Origin of the sequence: Nocardioides sp. 31GB23, assembly GCF_040012395.1 — a bacterium.
GTDB lineage: Bacteria > Actinomycetota > Actinomycetes > Propionibacteriales > Nocardioidaceae > Nocardioides > Nocardioides salarius.
Genome location: NZ_JBDYKJ010000065.1, coordinates 1 through 16,785, shown reverse-complemented (window position 1 = coordinate 16,785; position 16,785 = coordinate 1). Strand labels below are relative to the sequence as shown.

General features: G+C 74.1%; 13 protein-coding genes. 5 read left to right on the top strand and 8 right to left on the bottom strand.

The genetic code is table 11. The features are described from left to right. Nucleotides 1–132 precede the first annotated feature (132 nt). The 3 genes from ABKW28_RS17990 to ABKW28_RS17980 all read left to right on the top strand — a co-directional run bounded on the left by ABKW28_RS17990 (nucleotide 133) and on the right by ABKW28_RS17980 (nucleotide 3,232). Nucleotides 133–1,866 carry a sodium:solute symporter family protein gene (locus ABKW28_RS17990; protein WP_193668358.1) on the top strand — a complete coding sequence of 578 codons (1,734 nt, stop codon included), beginning with the start codon at nucleotides 133–135 and terminating at the stop codon, nucleotides 1,864–1,866. A gap of 10 nt (nucleotides 1,867–1,876) precedes the next feature. Further along, nucleotides 1,877–2,179 (top strand): hypothetical protein, encoded by a 303-nt coding sequence (locus ABKW28_RS17985; protein ID WP_348612169.1) that lies wholly within the window; start codon nucleotides 1,877–1,879, stop codon nucleotides 2,177–2,179. An 87-nt stretch (nucleotides 2,180–2,266) separates the two neighbouring features. Next, complete coding sequence (locus ABKW28_RS17980) at nucleotides 2,267–3,232, top strand: type IV toxin-antitoxin system AbiEi family antitoxin domain-containing protein (RefSeq protein ID WP_193668354.1); 966 nt, start codon at nucleotides 2,267–2,269, stop codon at nucleotides 3,230–3,232. Nucleotides 3,233–3,274: 42 nt separating this feature from the next. On the opposite strand, the gene ABKW28_RS17975 is transcribed toward ABKW28_RS17980, so the two are convergent. The 7 genes from ABKW28_RS17975 to ABKW28_RS17945 all read right to left on the bottom strand — a co-directional run bounded on the left by ABKW28_RS17975 (nucleotide 3,275) and on the right by ABKW28_RS17945 (nucleotide 14,784). After that, nucleotides 3,275–6,937: a (Fe-S)-binding protein gene (locus ABKW28_RS17975; RefSeq protein WP_348612167.1), complete on the bottom strand. Its 3,663-nt coding sequence runs from the start codon at nucleotides 6,935–6,937 to the stop codon at nucleotides 3,275–3,277. A 190-nt stretch (nucleotides 6,938–7,127) separates the two neighbouring features. Next, nucleotides 7,128–9,659, bottom strand: a complete 2,532-nt coding sequence (locus tag ABKW28_RS17970) for a hypothetical protein (RefSeq protein WP_348612165.1) — start codon at nucleotides 9,657–9,659, stop codon at nucleotides 7,128–7,130. Nucleotides 9,660–9,785: 126 nt separating this feature from the next. Further along, complete coding sequence (locus tag ABKW28_RS17965; protein WP_348612162.1) at nucleotides 9,786–10,760, bottom strand: DMT family transporter; 975 nt, start codon at nucleotides 10,758–10,760, stop codon at nucleotides 9,786–9,788. Between the two features lie 14 nt (nucleotides 10,761–10,774). Then, on the bottom strand, nucleotides 10,775–11,605 hold the full coding sequence (locus tag ABKW28_RS17960) for an IclR family transcriptional regulator (RefSeq protein ID WP_348612159.1): 831 nt from the start codon (nucleotides 11,603–11,605) through the stop codon (nucleotides 10,775–10,777). 30 nt (nucleotides 11,606–11,635) lie between these two features. After that, complete coding sequence (locus ABKW28_RS17955; protein ID WP_193668346.1) at nucleotides 11,636–12,040, bottom strand: hypothetical protein; 405 nt, start codon at nucleotides 12,038–12,040, stop codon at nucleotides 11,636–11,638. 61 nt (nucleotides 12,041–12,101) lie between these two features. Next, nucleotides 12,102–13,307, bottom strand: coding sequence for an MFS transporter (locus ABKW28_RS17950; RefSeq protein WP_348612157.1), 1,206 nt, complete (start codon nucleotides 13,305–13,307; stop codon nucleotides 12,102–12,104). Between the two features lie 145 nt (nucleotides 13,308–13,452). Beyond that, complete coding sequence (locus ABKW28_RS17945) at nucleotides 13,453–14,784, bottom strand: choice-of-anchor P family protein (protein WP_348612155.1); 1,332 nt, start codon at nucleotides 14,782–14,784, stop codon at nucleotides 13,453–13,455. A gap of 194 nt (nucleotides 14,785–14,978) precedes the next feature. Here ABKW28_RS17945 and ABKW28_RS17940 point away from each other — a divergent pair, with 194 nt between their 5' ends. Continuing rightward, complete coding sequence (locus ABKW28_RS17940) at nucleotides 14,979–15,833, top strand: patatin-like phospholipase family protein (protein WP_348612153.1); 855 nt, start codon at nucleotides 14,979–14,981, stop codon at nucleotides 15,831–15,833. Nucleotides 15,834–15,840: 7 nt separating this feature from the next. On the opposite strand, the gene dtd is transcribed toward ABKW28_RS17940, so the two are convergent. Continuing rightward, complete coding sequence (gene dtd / locus ABKW28_RS17935) at nucleotides 15,841–16,272, bottom strand: D-aminoacyl-tRNA deacylase (RefSeq protein WP_193668338.1); 432 nt, start codon at nucleotides 16,270–16,272, stop codon at nucleotides 15,841–15,843. Between the two features lie 68 nt (nucleotides 16,273–16,340). Between dtd and ABKW28_RS17930 the strand changes: the two genes are divergently transcribed. Continuing rightward, a partial coding sequence (locus tag ABKW28_RS17930) for an MmcQ/YjbR family DNA-binding protein (RefSeq protein WP_348612151.1) occupies nucleotides 16,341–16,785 on the top strand: 445 nt, incomplete at its 3' end.

The window sequence follows — 16,785 nt, the reverse complement described above, 5'->3', positions numbered from 1 at the left end:
GGGCCCTCCCCCGGAGGGGTGGCTCGTCGCGCCGCGTGCGGCACTAGCCTCCACTGGTTGCGCAGCACAACGACCGGACAACGACCGCTGTCCGCGGGCGCCACGCGAGTCTCTCGGAAGGACGGCTGTTCGATGACCACGGTCTGGGCCGGCGACACGATCATCTCGGCGCACCCCGTCGACTACCTGATCATCGCCATCTACTTCGGCTTCGTGCTGACGATCGGGGTGGTGGCGCGCCGCCAGGTCTCCGACTCGGTCGACTTCTTCCTGTCCGGGCGCTCGCTGCCGGCCTGGGTCACCGGGCTGGCCTTCATCTCCGCCAACCTCGGCGCCGTCGAGATCATGGGGATGAGCGCCAACGGCGCGCAGTTCGGGCTGCCCGCGGTGCACTACTTCTGGATCGGCGCGATCCCCGCGATGCTGTTCCTCGGCGTGGTGATGATGCCGTTCTACTACGGCTCGCAGGTGCGCTCGGTGCCCGAGTTCATGTACCGCCGCTTCGGCACCGGGGCCCACCTGGTCAACGCGATCTCCTTCGCCGTGGCCCAGCTGCTGATCGCCGGCATCAACCTCTACCTGCTCGGCAGCATCATCCAGGCGCTGATCGGCATCGACCTGATCATCGCCCTGGTCGTGGCCGCGGCCGTGGTGCTCAGCTACATCACCCTCGGCGGCCTGAGCGCCGCGATCTACAACGAGGTGCTGCAGTTCTTCGTCATCGTGGCCGGCCTGCTCCCGCTGACCCTGCTGGGCCTCTCCCGGGTCGGTGGCTGGGACGGGCTCAAGGAGCGCATCGCCGCCGACGCGGGCGGCCCCGGCGTGCCCTCGGCCGCCGAGCAGCTCAACTCCTGGCCCGGCACCGCCCTGACCGGCTTCTCCTCCGACATCCTGTCCGTGGTCGGCATCGTGCTCGGCCTGGGCTTCGTGCTCTCCTTCGGCTACTGGACCACGAACTTCGTGGAGGTCCAGCGCGCGATGGCCACCGACTCCATCTCCGCGGCCCGCAAGACCCCGATCATCGGTGCCTTCCCCAAGATCTTCATCCCGTTCATCACCATCCTGCCCGGCATGATCGCCGCCGTGCTGGTCAGCGAGATCGCCCGCACCAAGGCCGGCGAGCAGGTCACCGGCGGGGCCGAGGGCACGGTGCAGTACAACGACGCGCTGATCTACCTGATGCGCGACCTGCTGCCCAACGGCCTGCTCGGCGTGGCCGTCGCCGGCCTGCTCGCGGCGTTCATGGCCGGCATGGCGGCCAACATCTCGGCGTTCAACACGGTCTTCAGCTTCGACCTGTGGCAGCGCTACGGCGTGCAGGACCGGCCCGACCGCTACTACCTGCAGGTGGGTCGTCTGGCGACCGTCGGCGCCACCGTGGCCGCGATCGGCACCGCCTACCTGGCCTCCAGCTTCTCGAACATCATGGACTACCTCCAGACGCTGTTCGGCTTCTTCAACGCCCCGCTCTTCGCGACGTTCATCCTCGGCATGTTCTGGAAGCGGATGACCGCCACGGCGGGCTGGGCCGGCCTGGTCGCCGGCACGTCGGCCGCGGTCCTGGTGGGCTTCCTCGCCGAGGGCACCCTCGGCGGGCTGAGCATCGGGGTGCTGGCGCTCAGCGGCCAGGGCGCCGCCTTCGTGGCCGCCGGAGCGGCGTTCGCCGTCGACATCGTCGTCAGCGTCGCGGTCTCGCTGGTCACCGCCCCCAAGCCCGAGGGCTCGCTGCGCGGGCTGGTCTACTCGGAGACCCCGCGCGAGGAGCGCACCGACCCCGACGAGGCGTCGTACCCCTGGTACCGCCGCACGGTCCCGCTGGCGAGCATCGCGCTCGTCATCGTCATCGCACTCAACGTGGCCTTCTGAGGAGACCCCGATGCCTGAGAACACCACCCCCGAGACCGCCCCTGAGTCCAGCGCCGGGTCCAGCACCGGCGGGACCCGGCGCCACCAGGCCGGAGCCTTCGACATCCGCAACATCATCGGGTGGCTGATCGGCGCGTACGGCGTGATCCTGGTGCTGATGGGGGCCTTCGCCGACCCCGAGACCGACAAGACGGGCGGCGTCAACGCCAACCTGTGGGCCGGGATCGCGATGCTCGTGGTCTCCGCGGTCTTCCTGGGCTGGGCCCGGCTGCGCCCGGTCTACGTGCCCGACGGGGCCGCCGACGACGACTGACGTCCACAGCGGCCCGCCGGCGCCGGCCTCTCCACAGGCGGCCCCGCGCGCCCGGCGCGGGAGACCCGCCCCGGGCAGGGTCGGGCCATGGACGAGATCTCCCGCCTGCTGCGCGACCAGGGTGGCGTCGTGGCGCGCCGACAGCTGCTCGACCTCGAGGGCGTCGACCGGGTGGGCGTGGCACGGATGCTGCGCCGCCGCGACCTGAGCGAGGTGCACCGCGGGGTGTACGTCGACCACACCGGGCCGCTGGACTGGGCCCAGCGCGCGTGGGCGGCGGTGCTGTGGGCGGCGCCCGCCGCGCTGTCGCACGAGAGCGCACTGCGCGCCGCCGAGGGGCCGGGCCGCCGTGGCCGCGAGACCGACCTCCTGCACGTCACCGTCGACCGCGGCCGGCGCCTCGACCCGCCCCGCGGGGTGGTCGTGCACCGGGTCGACGGCTACGCGGCGCGGGTGCGCTGGAACGCCGGACCGCCACGGGTGCGCTACGAGGAGGCGGCTCTCGACGTCGCGCTCGCCTGCGACGACGAGCTGGCCTCGATCGCGGCACTGGCCGACGCCTGCGGCTCGCGGCGCACCACCGCCCAGCGGCTGGTCGCCGCCCTCGACGCCCGGCCCTGGGCCCGGCGCCGCGCCTGGGTCGGCGGGGTGCTCCTCGACGTGGCCGAGGGCACCTGCTCGGTGCTCGAGCACGAGTACCTCACCCGGGTCGAGCGTGCCCACGGGCTGCCGGTCGGCAGCCGGCAGGCCCGGGCCCACCACGAGGGACGCACCACCTGGCAGGACGTGGTGTACGCCGAGCAGGGCGTGGCCGTCGAGCTCGACGGGCGCCTGCACCACTCCTCGGTGCGCCAGCGCGACCGCGACCTCGACCGCGACCTGGCCCACGCCGTGGCGAGCGCCGGCGGCGAGACGCTGCGCATCGGCTGGGGCCAGGCGGTCGACCGGCCCTGCGCCACGGCCCGTGCGGTGGCGGCGGTGCTGACCCGTCGCGGCTGGACCGGGCAGCTCCAGCCCTGCGCAAAGTGTGGAGCCCCGGACCAACCAGGTTGATCCGGGGCTCCACACTTCTCGTCGGCTGCTCTGCCGACCTGCTCAGAGGTCGAAGAGCGACCCGGACCCGTCGATGTCGACGTCCGTCTTCGGCGTGTGCGTCGCGCCGCTGGAGGTCGGCTTCGGCTTCTCCTCCTGCGCGGGCTCCTCGGCCTGCTCCTCGGCCGGCTCCGGCTCTGCCTCCTCAGCCGGTGCCTCCTCAGCCGGTGCCTCCTCGACGACGGTCTCGGCCGCGGCCGGCTCGGGGGCCGGCGTCTCCTCGGCGGTGCCGGCGGCCTGGGTGGCGGCCGCGCTGAGCGCGGCGCCGTCCGGGACGTCGGTCGAGGCAGCCGAGGCAGCCGAGGCGGCCGTGGCCTCGGTCTCGGCGGGCTCCTCAGGCTGGGCGGCCTGCGGCTCCGGCTGGGCCGGGGCGGCGGGACGCTCGACCGTCGTGGCCTCGGGGGCCTCGATGTCGAAGAGCGAGCCCATCGCGTCGAGGTCGACGTCGGTCTTCGGTGCGGTCACCGACCCGGACGCGGCCGGGGCGGCTGCCGGAGCAGGGGCGGCCTCCGCTGCCGGGGTGGGCTCGGCAGCGGGCTCGGGCTCGGCCTTCGCCTGCGGCTCGGGCTCGGGCTCCGGCTCGGGCTCGGCCTTGGCCTTGGCCTGCGGCTCCGCAGGCGCGGGGGCGGCGATGTCGAAGAGCGACCCGCCGCGGGAGAGGTCCGGGGTCTCCGCCTTCGGGGCCTCCGCCTTCGGGGCCTCGGCCTTCGGGGCCTCGGCAGCGGGCGCCGCCTCGGTCTTGGCGGGCTCGGTCTTGGCGGCGGGAGCCGCCGGCTCGTCGGCGCTGATGTCGAAGAGCGAGCCGCCCGAGCCCAGGTCGGCCTCGGCCGCCGGGGCGGCCTCGGTCGGCGCAGCCTTCGGCTCCGCCTCGGCCGCCGGCTTGGGCTCGGTCTCGGTGGCCGCGGCCTCGGGCTCGTCACCGCCGAGGTCGAAGAGCGAGCCACCGGAGCCGAGGTCGTCGGCGGGCGCCGCGGGCGCTGCCTCGGCCTCGGGCGCCGGCTCGGCCTTCGCCTCGGACTTCGTCTCCGCCTGCGCAGGCTCGTCGCCACCCAGGTCGAAGAGCGAGCCGCCGGAGGACTCGGGCTTGGCAGCCTGGGCCTCCTCGGCGACCGGCTTGTCGTCGGCCGCGGTGTCAGGGGTGTCGAAGAGCGAGCCGCCCGAGGTGGCCCCGGCCGGCTTGTCGTCGGCCGCGGCGGCGTCGGGGGAGTCGAAGAGGCTGGAGCCGCCGCTGGCCTTGGCCAGCGGACCGGCGTCCTGGGTCTCGACGACGGTGTCGTCGGTGATCGTCTCGTCGCCGGCCTCGGGCTCCGCCTTGGTCGCGACGTCCTCGGCGGGAGCAGCAGCGGGAGCGGCCTTGGCGGCCGGGGCCGCCTTGGCAGGCGCGGCGGCCGAGCCGGGCGCGGCCTTGGTGGCCATCTCGCCCTTGACCGAGGCGAGCAGCATCTGCGCGACGTCGAGGACCTCGACCTCCTCGCGGGCCTCGCCCTTCGACTGCTTCATGGTCAGCCCGTCGGAGAGCATCACGCGGCAGAAGGGGCAGCCGACGGCGATCTGGTCGGCGCCGGTGCCGACGGCCTCGTTGGTGCGGTTCATGTTGATCCGCTCGCCGGTGTTCTCCTCCATCCACATGCGCGCGCCACCGGCGCCGCAGCAGAAGGACCGCTCGGAGTTGCGCTCCATCTCGACGACCTCGGCGCCGGGGAGGATCTGCAGCAGCTCGCGGGGCGGGGTGTAGACGCCGTTGTGGCGACCGATGTAGCAGGGGTCGTGGTAGGTGATCGAGCGCTTGTGGGCGCCCGCGCCCTCCTGGACCGGGGTGAGCTTGCCCTCGCGGACCAGGCGGTTCAGCAGCTGGGTGTGGTGGACCACCTCCAGCTCGATGCCGAACTCCTTGTACTCGTTCTTGAGGGTGTTGAAGCAGTGGGCGCAGGTCGAGACGACCTTCTTGACCTTGTACTCGGTCAGCGTCTCGACGTTCTGCGCGGCCAGGCCCTGGAAGACGAACTCGTTGCCGGCCCGGCGGGCCGGGTCGCCGGTGCAGGTCTCGCCGTTGCCGAGCACGCCGAAGGAGACCCCGGCCATGTCGAGCAGCTCGGCGACCGCGCGGGTGGTCTTCTTGGCGCGGTCCTCGTAGGCGCCGGCGCAGCCGACCCAGAACAGCCAGTCGACCTCGTCGAGGGACTCGATGTCCTCGCCGACGACCTTGACGTCGAAGTCGAGGCCCTTGGCCCAGTCCATGCGGGCCGAGGCCGACATGTTCCAGGGGTTGCCCTTGTTCTCCAGGCCCTTGAAGAGGCCGTTGAGCTCGGCGGGGAAGTTCGACTCGACCAGCACCTGGTAGCGGCGCATGTCGACGATGTGGTCGACGTGCTCGATGTCGACGGGGCACTGCTGCACGCAGGCGCCGCACGAGGTGCAGTTCCACAGCACCTCGGGGTCGATGACCGCGGAGCCGTTGGTCGGGTTGTAGAACCACTCGCCGTCGTCGAGGCCGTCCATCCGGCCGCCGGTCTCGCCGACCAGGGGACGCTCGACCTCGGTGGCCAGGGCGGTGTCGCCCTCGAGCAGCGCCGCGCGCTCGTCCTCGCCCGCGCGCAGGTAGGGAGCCTTGGCGTACGTCGCGTCGCGCAGCGCGGTGATCAGCAGCTTGGGCGAGAGCGGCTTGTCGGTGTTCCAGGCCGGGCACTGGCTCTGGCAGCGGCCGCACTCGGTGCAGGTGGTGAAGTCGAGCAGGCCCTTCCAGGAGAAGTCCTCGACGGCGCCGACGCCCAGCTTGGCGTCCTCGTCGAGGTCCTCGATGTCGTCGAGGCTGACCCGCTCGCCGTTGTTGGTCAGCGGCTTGACCGCGCCCAGGGCGGTGGTCGCGCCGTCGGTGTCGCGACCGGTCGACTCGCGCTTGAAGAAGATGTTGAACCAGGCGGTGAAGCGGTGCCAGGCGACGCCCATGGTCAGGTTGGAGGAGATGACCATCAGCCAGATCATCGCCAGGACGACCTTGATCATCGCGATGACCACGATGGTCGTCTCGAGGGCGGCCTCGTTGCCGGCGACCCCGGCGGGGAAGAGGACCTCGCCGACGACGCTGGAGAGCGGGAAGTGGAAGGGCGTGAAGTCCTCGGCGTGGGTGGAGTCGATCTGGCCGAGGTTGTACTCCGCGCCGCGGATGAACAGGATCGCGGCGCTCTCCACGAGCACGAAGGTCTCGACGAAGTAGGCCTGCCACTGGTTGGAGCCGAAGAAGCGGCTGCGGCGGCCCTTGTCGCGCGGGTGGTTGAGCTGGCGGTGCACCGCCAGGAAGATGATGCCGATCGTGCCGAGCAGGCCCAGCCCCTCGCTGACCCACTCGAAGAGGAAGAAGTGGCCGATGACCGGCAGCGCGAAGTCGGGGTTGAACAGTTGCACGTAGCCGGTGGCCACGGCCGCGGAGAGCACGATGAAGGCGGCGTACACGAACCAGTGCATCGCCCCGATCCAGTGCCACTGGAGCATCCGGGTGTGCAGCATCGACTCCTTGAGCAGCGTCACCGTGCGCCGCGCGGGGTTGTCGGTGCGGCTGATCGGCGTGCCCACGCGGACGGTGGCGACGATCGAGCGCACCGCCCGCACCGTCATCGCCACGGCGACCGCCGTGAACGCCAGGGACACCACGATGGCGAAGGTCTGCATGCGGACGTGCTCCTCGGGTTCTGTTGGCGCGCGGCTTCCTGCGCGCCTGCGTGAGCCTAGGCCCCTGTGTCGACGCCGTCAGGCGTCGGCGGGGGTGAGATGCAGCCTACCGGGCGGTAACTTCAACGCCAGCGACCGTCTGCACCGCGAGCCGCCGCCGGGCCACGACGGGCAGGCCACGACCGGCCGCTCACGAGCGGCGTACGCCGCGCAGCCTGCCGCGCTTGGTGAAGGTCGCGGTCATCTCGACCTCGGCACCGCCCCGCGTGGCGCAGAAGCCGAAGGTGCGCCCGAGCCGGGTGTAGGGCTGGCCCACGACCTTCATCACCTGCCGCGTGCTCATGCCCCGGTCGAGACGGCGCTGCACCTGGGCGACCGGCAGCTGCCGCTCGGGGTTGCGGCAGGAGTCGGGGGCGATGCCGTAGGCCCGCTCCCACATCTGCAGGTAGCCCTCGGCGCCGCGCGCCATGTCGTCGAGCACCGCCGACCCGTCGCCCTGCTGGGCGTCGGCGACCTTGCCGAGGTCCTCGATCCAGTCGGGGTAGAGGCCGTACTGCGCGACGCCGTCGGCGTTGACGTCGTAGACCCGCTCGCCGGCACGCTGCTGGCGCACGGTGACGCCGCCGAGTCCCTTGAACGGGTAGGTCACCGGGTTGGGCACGTCGGCGCCGCGGGGGTCGCCCTGGGCGCCGAGGCCGTTGATGTCGGCGCCGTAGCCCATCGCGAAGTAGTAGCGCTCGTCTGCCCAGCCGACGTGCGTGCGCCACTTCTCGACGAAGCCGGTGGAGTCGCCGGCGTAGGGGGTGATGAAGCCGCCCAGCTCGTAGATGCGCGGGTAGGCGTCGGGGGTCGACCAGGAGTGGCTCGAGAGCAGCCCCTGGTAGCCGAGCTCCTCGACCTGGTCGAGGGCCTGGTTGCGGGCCTTGACGCTCATGTGGTCGGGGTCGAAGACGATCTTGCGCTTCGCGAGGCCGTCGATGGTGTGCTCGCCCAGCGTGGTCAGCCCGCGTGCGTTGCAGTGGTTGGTGCGCGGGTAGAGCGAGAGCGCCGGCAGGTTCAGCGACCCGAAGAGCTGTCCGATGGCGCCGAAGAGCGCGTCCTGCTGGTCGGCGGAGATCTCGGGCGCGGCCAGCGTCTGGTTCTTGTCGTGGTTCTCGGTGTCGGCGGGGGTGCAGGTGCGCATGTCCCAGAAGGTGCCGGTCTCGAGGAAGTTGGCGGCGTTGACGGCCACGCCGGTCTCACCGGCGTCGCCAGCGATGCCCGACAGGGCGTTGTCGAACTTGTTGACCAGCTCCATCTGGCGCACGCCCAGGTCGTGCATCTCGTCCATCTGTGCGTCGATGGTCTCGGCGTCGCACTGCGCGAGGTCGCCGCCGGGCAGCTTCTTGAACGTGCAGCCGAAGGGCACGGAGGTCTCGATGCCGAGGATCACGGCCATCTTGCCCTCGTTGATGACCCGGCGGGCCTCGAAGGGACTGGTCACGATCCGGTAGAAGCCCTTGCCCGGGCCGCCGAACTGGGCGTCGACATAGTCCTGGAACTCGAAGGTGCGCTGGATCTGCAGGCGCACCGAGTCCATGTCGTCGCAGGAGTTCCGCTTCAGCGGGTAGAGCTGGCACAGCTGGTTGTTCTCGACCAGCAGGTTGGTGAACAGCCGCTGCCCGCCGCGCCAGGCGCGCTCCATCCAGCGGTAGTAGGTGCCCTCGTGGGTCAGCGAGGCCGGCGCCGGCCAGTCCGTGAAGGTCGGCCAGCCGACCGGGTCGTGGCCGACCTCGCCCGACAGCGCGGTCTCGAGCAGCGCGCCGTAGCCGCCGGTGATCGTGTGGTCCTCGCAGTCGGTCAGCGCGACCTCGGCGCCGAAGCGGTCCCACGGCTTGCCGCAGTGCACCTCGCCGCCCAGGAACTCGTAGGCCATGTGGTGGGTGTGCGCGTCGACGTAGCCGCGCACCTCCTGGAAGGGCGTGACGCCGGTGTGCGGGCGCCCGGAGACGTCGACCTGCGCCTCGGGCCAGGTCGCGCAGCCCTTCGCGGTGGTCAGCCGGAACGCGGTCCGGCCGTCCACCTCGAGGCGCTCGCCGGCGTTGGCCAGCGAGACCAGCCGGCCCTTCTTCGAGGCCCGCCAGACGGTGGCGTCGCTGGGCTCGGCGGCCCGGCCGCCCCCGGCGGCGACGAGCTGCTCGTCGGGGGTGAGCAGGAGGTACTCGCCCAGGTCGGTGGCCTGGAAGTACGTCGGCTCGCCGCCGGGCACGAGCGTGTAGCAGCCGCGGGCCATGGCGTAGCGGGTGCGCGGGTGGGTGCTGCGCTCGGGGTAGGCCTTGGTCGAGCCGAGGCGGGGGTCGCGGCGCGCACGTTCGCTGGCGACGTACGCCGCCGCCGCGGCGCGCTCGGCCGCGGTCGTGGGGTCGCGGGTCTCGGTGCCGACCTCCTCGCCGGCGCGCGAGACCGCGTTCTTGGTCGCCGGGTCGACGTCGAGGCGCACCTCGTGGCCGTGGGCGTCGGTGAAGGGCAGGGTGCCCTGGCCGCTCGCCGCCTCGTGGGCCGCCTGCAGGCCTCCGCGGGCGCGCTCGCCCTGTGCGCCCGTCGGGCCGGCGGGCTCCCCGACCACGCCGGGCACCACCACGGCCGCACCGACCACCAGCGCGGCGCCGATCGCGGTCCAGGCCAGGCGCCGGGCGGTGCCCGGCTCGCGCGGGGGACGGGTGGGGGACGGGCTGCGACGCATGGGGACCTCCGGAGGGAACGTGACAAGAAAGTGACACATGTTCACTTCGCTGTCGAGACGCTCGTCACAGTGTGGGCACCGCGTGGGCGTCGCGCCGGGCTTTCGCGGAGGTCGGGCTCCTGCGGGTCAGTCGTGGTCGGGGTGCGGCACGCCCGGCAGCGCCGCCGTCGGTCCGGCGGCCACGGCCACGGCGTCCTCCTCGTCGCGGGCCAGCCCGGCGACGGCGGCCAGGATCAGCGCCGCGCCGACCAGTCCGGCGGGGCCCAGCCGCTCGCCCAGCACGACCGCGGCCAGCAGCGCGGCCGACAGCGGCTCGACGAGGGTGACCAGGGTGGCGGTCGAGCCGCGCGTGGTGCGCAGGCCCGCGTAGAAGGCGGCGTACGCGGCGGCCATGGTGACGACGCCGAGGTAGGCCAGCAGCGCCAGCGCCTCGGTGTCGGTGGTGAGCAGGGGGCTGCCGCCGAGCAGAGCCAGGGGAGCCAGGACCAGCACCCCGACGCCGGTGGTGGCCGCGGTCAGCACCAGGGGCGGTGTGCCGCGGGCCAGGTCGCCGCCCCAGCCGGTCGCCAGCGCGTAGAGCACGCCGGCGGCGACGGCGACGGCGAGACCGGCGGCCGGCCGGGGCCCGACCGCGCCGGCGCCGTGCCCGGTGGCGGTCGAGACCAGGACGAGGCCCGCCAGGGCCGCCGCGACCACGAGGAGCCGGGTCGGGCTCGGCGCCCGGCGGGAGGTGATCGCCTCGCCGACCCCGAGCAGCACCGGCGCCAGGCCCAGGCTCACCACGGTCGCCACCGTGACTCCGGCCCAGGTGACGGCGAGGAAGTACAGCAACTGGTAGCCGGCCGTCGCGAGCCCGACGGCCAGCACCCGGCGCGGGCGCTCGCGCAGCAGCGCGACCAGGCGGCCCCCGGCACGCTGGGCCAGCACGATCGCGAGCAGGGCGGCCAGGGCGAGCGCCAGGCGCCACGCGCTGATGGTGGGCACCGTCATCGGCACCCGCTCCCGCACCAGCTGGACCACCAGGCCGCCGGTGCCCCACAGGAACGCGGCGAGGGCGATCTGCGCGACGCCCCACCGGGCCGCGGCCGGGCTCGGCGTCACCGTCGCGTCTGCCGTCACCGGGCGCGCCCGCCGCCCAGACGGCGGGTCAGCTGGTCGGCGGTGCGGCGCACCTCGCCGGCCAGTCTCTCGACCGTGGCCGGCCCGGCGACCCCGCCGGCCCCGGCGGCCTCGGCGACCTCGGCCACCGGATAGGTCAGCGCCACGCCCGCCACGGGGTGCTCGTTGTGGTCGCGCACCGCGGCGGCGACGCTGGCCATGCCCTCGCTCACCTCGCCGTCCTCGGTGGCGTGCCCGCGCTGCCGGGTCGCGACGAGCAGCTCCTTGAGGGCCCGGGGGGTGCGCGGGCCCAGGCCGGTGCGCTCGACCATCGCCTCGGGGCCCGGGAAGATCGCACGCACCTGGGCAGCCGAGAGGCCCGCCAGCAGGGCGCGGCCGCTGGCGGTCAGGTGGGCCGGGAGGCGGACCCCCACGTCGGTGACCAGGGGCGGGCGGCCGGGGGCCCGCTCCTCGAGCACGTAGAGCACGTCACGACCGTGCAGCACCGCGAGGTGGGCGTTGTGGCCGGTGCGGTCGACCAGCGTGGCCAGGGCCCGGCGGGCGATGCGCTGCAGCGGCACCTGGCGGGCGTAGCCCGAGCCGACCTCGAAGGCGGCCACGCCCAGGCCGTAGAGGTGCTCCTCGGGCAGGTGGGTCACGAAGCCCTCCTCGACCATCACGCCGAGCAGGTGGTACGCCGTGGAGCGGGGCAGGTCGCAGGCCCGGGCGATCCGGTCGACCGGTACCGGGTCGGGCTGGCCGGCCAGGAAGCGCAGCACCCGCAGCGTGCGGGTCGCCGCCGGCACCTGGGTGCCGGGGCGGCTCGGCGGGGTCGGGGCGGGCTGCATGAGCGCAGCCTCCCAGACCCGCCGGGCGGCTCAGGCGCGGTGTCGGCCCTCGGGGTCGGTCACCTGGTCGGTGGCGGGGGCGGTGCCTGCCTCGGTCTCCCGGTGCGGGTCGAGCTCGTCGGCGGCGCGCAGCCGGTCCTCCTGCTGCGCCTCGTCTTGGGCCAGCACCTGCTCGGCCAGGTCCACCTCGCGGTCGGCCTCGTCGGCGCGGGCATGGGCCTCGTCGGCGCGCACCTGCGCCTCCTCGACCCGGTTGCGCGAGGCCGCGATCGGCTCGTCGTGGGCGGCCGCCTGGGTGCGCAGCTGGCCGGCCTGCTCGACCCGGGCGGCGCGCAGGCGGGCGTTGCGCTGCAGCAGCACCACGACGGCGACGGCGACGAGAGCGGCGACGACCAGGACGGCGATGACGAGGAGGACCAGGCTGGTGGTGGACATGGGGACCCCCTACCCCGATCGGGGCCTCCTCGAACCCGTTCACCCGGACGGGTCGGCGACCTCAGCCCAGGTCGTGCTCGTCGCGCACCGGCACCAGGCCCACGGCCAGCAGCGGGAAGAGGCCGGCCAGCGCGAAGGCGGCGGCGTACCCGGCCCGGTCGACCAGCAGACCGGCGAGCGGCGGCACGGCCGAGGCGGTGAGGTACTGCGCGGTGTTCTGGGCGCCCAGGGCTCGCCCCGACCAGTGCGGGCCGGCGCGCTCGGCGACGGCGGTGAAGGCCAGGCCGTTGTCGGCGACGGTCAGCACGGTCGCCAGCACCACCAGCGGCACCGCCACCGCCGCGTCCTGGCCCGCGGCCAGGCCGAGCGCCACCATCGTGGCTCCCGCGGCGACCGCCACCCAGCGCAGCGGGCGCAGCCGGCTGGCCACCACGTCGCTGAGCTGGCCGGCCGCGATCCGGCCGAGGGCCCCGGCGAGCTGGGCGCCGGCGACCAGGCTGCCGGCCGCCGCGGCCGACCAACCGCGGTCGCTGACCAGCCACACCAGCGCGAAGGTCCACACCAGGAACTGGGGCACGACCAGCAGCACCGAGACGCCGTGGATGCGCGCCAGGTAGGAGTCGCGGCGGTAGGGGTTGGGCGCCCGCTCGCCGGCGCCGAGAGCCGGACGGGGCGGGTCGACGACCACCAGCGCGACCACGAGCGCCGCCCCGGCCGCGACGGCGACCGGGACGCCCAGCGCGGCCGCGACGCCGTACGACTCCGCGACCACGGCGATGCTGACGGCAGCCACCGCCACCCCGGTGGGCTGCGCCATCTGGCGCACCCCCATCGCCAGGCCGCGGCGGTGCGGCGGGAACCAGCCGACCACGACACGGCCGCTGGCCGAGCCGGTGCTCGCCGCGGCCGCGCCGGCCACCAGCAGGGCCACGAACAGCGCGACCGGACCGCGCACGGCCATGGCGACCAGGCCCGCGACGGCCGTCAGCGCGAGGCCGGTGACGAGCACGAAGCGCTCGCCGCGCCGGTCGGTGAGCAGGCCCCAGGCCACCAGGGTGAGCATCACGCCGATCGTCGGCGCGGCCGCGACCAGCCCGGCCTGCGGCAGGCTCAGGCCCTCGTCGCGCAGCACCGGGATCAGGAACGCCGGGCCGTGGATCGTCACCGCGGCCGCGCCCTGGGCCAGCGTGGAGGCGGCCAGCATCGCCCAGCGGCGCCGGCCGGTGGGCCGGCGCGCGGGCGGGGTCGTGGGCGTGCGGGTGGTCACCGACCCATCTGACGCCCTCCGGGGGCGGGGCGGCCACCTCGTCCCACGCCTCGGCGGTGTGAGAAACCAGACGGCCCGGGACGACGCCCCGCGTGCTGCGGGTCGTCGCCCCGGGCCGGTGCCGGGTGCGGGTGCGGGTGCTGGCTCAGCGGTCGGCGATCGACAGCTTCGAGGTGGCCAGGTCGATCACGGCGCCGGTGCCGTCGAGCAGCGTGATGCGCAGCCCGATCATCCGGATGCCGTCCTTGATCTTCTTCCTCAGACCGGTCTTGATGCTCAGCACCCCGGGGATCTCGAGGTCCTCGAGGTCCTCGAGGCTCTGCGGCTCCCCGTCACCATTCGTGATGGAGCCGACCTTGAACGTCGCGCTGCGCTTGAGCTTCCCGCTCTTGAGCCGGGTCACCTTGACCCTCGACTCGATGGCGTCGAGCACGAGCGCGCCCCCACCGAGGTCGAGCTCGGCGATGCGCGCGACCTCGGTGCCGACGGCCCGGCGGTTGGTCTGCTTGCCCTTCTGGCGGGCGCTGGCTGCCTGGACGACGACCTGGTCGCCCAGGTTGACGTCGGCGGCCTCGGAGGTCTCGAGCTCGCCGTCGGTGCCCAGGCACGGCATCACCTGGCGCACGACCCGGCCGACCTCGACCAGCTCACCGAGCACCTTGGCCTTCACCGGGATGGCGCTGCCGCCGAAGATGCCGGTCTTGAAGCCCCGCTCGAGCTTCGACATGCTGCGGGCCAGCTTGATGGTGGTGCCGGTCGGGACGACCTCGACGACCACGCCGACGGCGTACGCGCGCGAGCGCTTCTTGGCCGGCTCGGGCTTCTCGATCGTCCGGCCCAGGGTGATGTTGGCCAGGCCGGGCACCGGGACGGTCTGCCCGGGCGAGGGGATCGGGATGGTCTGCGGATCGCCCACCGGCGGGGTGAAGGTGATGCCGGCGATCTTGGTGTCGGCGCTGGCCTGCCAGCCGTCCTTCGCGCTGAAGGAGGCCCGGGTGGTCGACACGACGCCGCTGATCGACAGGCTCCCCAGCGGGCTGTCGGCGAGCATCACCTCGGCGACCTTGTGCTTGGACGTCTGGAAGGTGGTGCCGCCCTTCTTCTTGCTCACCACCCGCGAGAAGACCCCGCGCACGGTGCCCAGGCCCGGGATCTCGCTCTCCTCGACGAAGTTGCGGTTCTTCTTGCCCGCGATGGTCGTGCAGGCCATCGAGCTCAGGGCCAGGCGGCTGGAGTCGACGGGCAGCTCGCCGCCCTCGACGGAGGTGCCGTAGCCGTTGCCCTTGAAGACGAAGGGAGTACGCGTGCGCTTCTCGAGCACGCCGGGGGTCGTCGCGACCGAGGCGCCGGCCGAGGCACCCCCCTCGCGCGCGGTGGGTTCGGCGGCGCCCGACATGGGGGCCAGGGCCAGGCTGAGCGCCAGGGCGGCTGAGGTGGCCAGGCCGGCGACGAGGGGGACGGGCGAGGTGAGGGACATGAGACTCCTTCGACACGGAGACCGGTCCCGAGACGGGATCCGTGTGGTCGGTGGGGGCGGTGCACGGGGGGTGCGGCGCGGGTGGTAGTGGTGGTACGGACCAGTGTGCCGATCCTCGGCGCCGCGCGTGGCGTTTTGCCTCACCCGGTCGGCCAGGACCGCGACCGAACCGCGCGTACGACACACTGGCGCCCATGAAGGCACTCGTGCTCGGCGGCGGCGGCATCACCGGCATCGCCTGGGAGACCGGACTGCTCACCGGGCTGGCCGAGGCCGGCGCCGACCTCACCGGGGCCGACCGCGTGGTGGGCACCTCTGCCGGCTCGATCGTGGGCTCGCAGGTCACCAGCGACACCCCGCTCGACGAGCTCTACCGACGACAGCTCCTCGAGCCCGGCGACCCCGAGGGACCGACGGAGGCGCCCTTGGCGGCGATCGGCCCGCGGGTGCTGGCGACGTACGCCCTCGCCATGCTGCGCGCCCGCGGCGACGTCGAGCGGTTCGGTCGGCTGCTGGGCGCCCGTGCGGTGCGGGCGGCCGCGCGCGGGCGGACCCCGAGCATCGCCGAGCGCTACGACCAGGTGCGCCAGCGGCTGACGACCACGCAGTGGCCCGAGCGCGACCTGGTCGTCACGGCCGTCGACGCCGAGACCGGCGAGCTGGCCGCCTTCCGCCCCGGCGGCGAGGTGGGCCTCGAGGACGCCGTCAACGCCAGCTGCGCGGTGCCGTGCGTCTACCCCGCGATCCCGATCGGCCCACGCACCTACGTCGACGGCGGGATGCGCTCGGGAGCCAACGCCGACCTCGCGGCCGGCTGCGACCGCGTGGTGGTGCTCTCGCCGCTGGACCGCTCGCTCGGCCCGATCCGCAGCGCCCGGCAGCAGCTCGAGGAGCTCGGAGTGCCGCACCTGGTGATCACCCCCGACGACGCCTCCCGTGTCGCCATCGGCAAGAACGTGCTCGACCCCGCCGCCCGGCCCGGCTCGGCGCGCGCCGGGCACGCCCAGGCGGCGGCGTACGTCGACCGGGTGCGCGAGCTCTGGGGCTGACCGCGCCTCAGCGGGGGCTGTCGAGCAGCATCGTGACGGGGCCGTCGTTGACGCTCTCGACCTGCATGTCGGCGCCGAAGCGGCCGCGCTCGACGTGGGCGCCCAGGCGCTCCAGCTCGGCGCAGAGCGCCTCGTAGAGCGGCTCGCTCACCGGGCCGGGGGCGGCCGCCGACCAGGAGGGGCGCCGGCCCTTGCGGGTGTCGCCGTAGAGCGTGAACTGGCTGACCACCAGCACCGGTGCGTCGACGTCGACGGCCGAGCGCTCCTCGCGCAGCACCCGCAGCTCCCAGATCTTGCGGGCGGTCCAGGTCACGTCGGCGGGGCCGTCGTCGTGGGTGACGCCGAGGTAGACCAGCAGCCCGGGCCGGTCGGTGTGGCCCACCACCTCCCCGTCGACGACGACGCGCGCATGCAGGGTTCGCTGGATGACGGCTCGCACGCGCCCATGGTGGCCCCCGCGAGCACCGGAGCCTGGACGCCACCCCGCGCGTCGAGCAGTCTGTGCCCGTGGCCCACCCGCGGATGTTCGACGACGACGACCCGGTCCTCGCGCGGGTGCGCGCGCTCGCGCTGGCGCTGCCCGACGCGGCCGAGAAGGTCAGCCACGGGCGCCCGGCGTTCTTCACCACCAAGGTCTTCGCCTACTACGGCGGCGCGCTCAAGGCCGGCGGCGAGTGGGTGCAGCACCCGCGGTCCGTCATGGTGCTCGCCGACCCCGACGACCGAGCGGCGCTGGTCGACGACCCACAGGTCTTCGTGCCGGCCTACCTGGGGCCCGCCGGCTGGCTGGGCCTCGACCTCGACCTCGAGCGCAGCGACTGGGACGAGGTCGCCGAGCTGCTCGACGCGTCCTACCGGCGCACCGCCGGGGCGCGCCGGGGGGGGGGGGGGGGGGGGGGGGGGGGGGGGGGGGGGGGGGGGGGGGGGGGGGGGGGGGGGGGGGGGGGGGGGG

Coding starts and splice junctions, on each gene's coding strand:
- ABKW28_RS17980 (WP_193668354.1), top strand. CDS start 2,267: ATGGACGAGATCTCCCGCCTGCTGCGCGACCAGGGTGGCGTCGTGGCG.
- ABKW28_RS17960 (WP_348612159.1), bottom strand. CDS start 11,605: ATGCAGCCCGCCCCGACCCCGCCGAGCCGCCCCGGCACCCAGGTGCCG.
- ABKW28_RS17945 (WP_348612155.1), bottom strand. CDS start 14,784: ATGTCCCTCACCTCGCCCGTCCCCCTCGTCGCCGGCCTGGCCACCTCA.
- ABKW28_RS17970 (WP_348612165.1), bottom strand. CDS start 9,659: ATGCGTCGCAGCCCGTCCCCCACCCGTCCCCCGCGCGAGCCGGGCACC.
- ABKW28_RS17975 (WP_348612167.1), bottom strand. CDS start 6,937: ATGCAGACCTTCGCCATCGTGGTGTCCCTGGCGTTCACGGCGGTCGCC.
- ABKW28_RS17985 (WP_348612169.1), top strand. CDS start 1,877: ATGCCTGAGAACACCACCCCCGAGACCGCCCCTGAGTCCAGCGCCGGG.
- ABKW28_RS17940 (WP_348612153.1), top strand. CDS start 14,979: ATGAAGGCACTCGTGCTCGGCGGCGGCGGCATCACCGGCATCGCCTGG.
- ABKW28_RS17955 (WP_193668346.1), bottom strand. CDS start 12,040: ATGTCCACCACCAGCCTGGTCCTCCTCGTCATCGCCGTCCTGGTCGTC.
- ABKW28_RS17990 (WP_193668358.1), top strand. CDS start 133: ATGACCACGGTCTGGGCCGGCGACACGATCATCTCGGCGCACCCCGTC.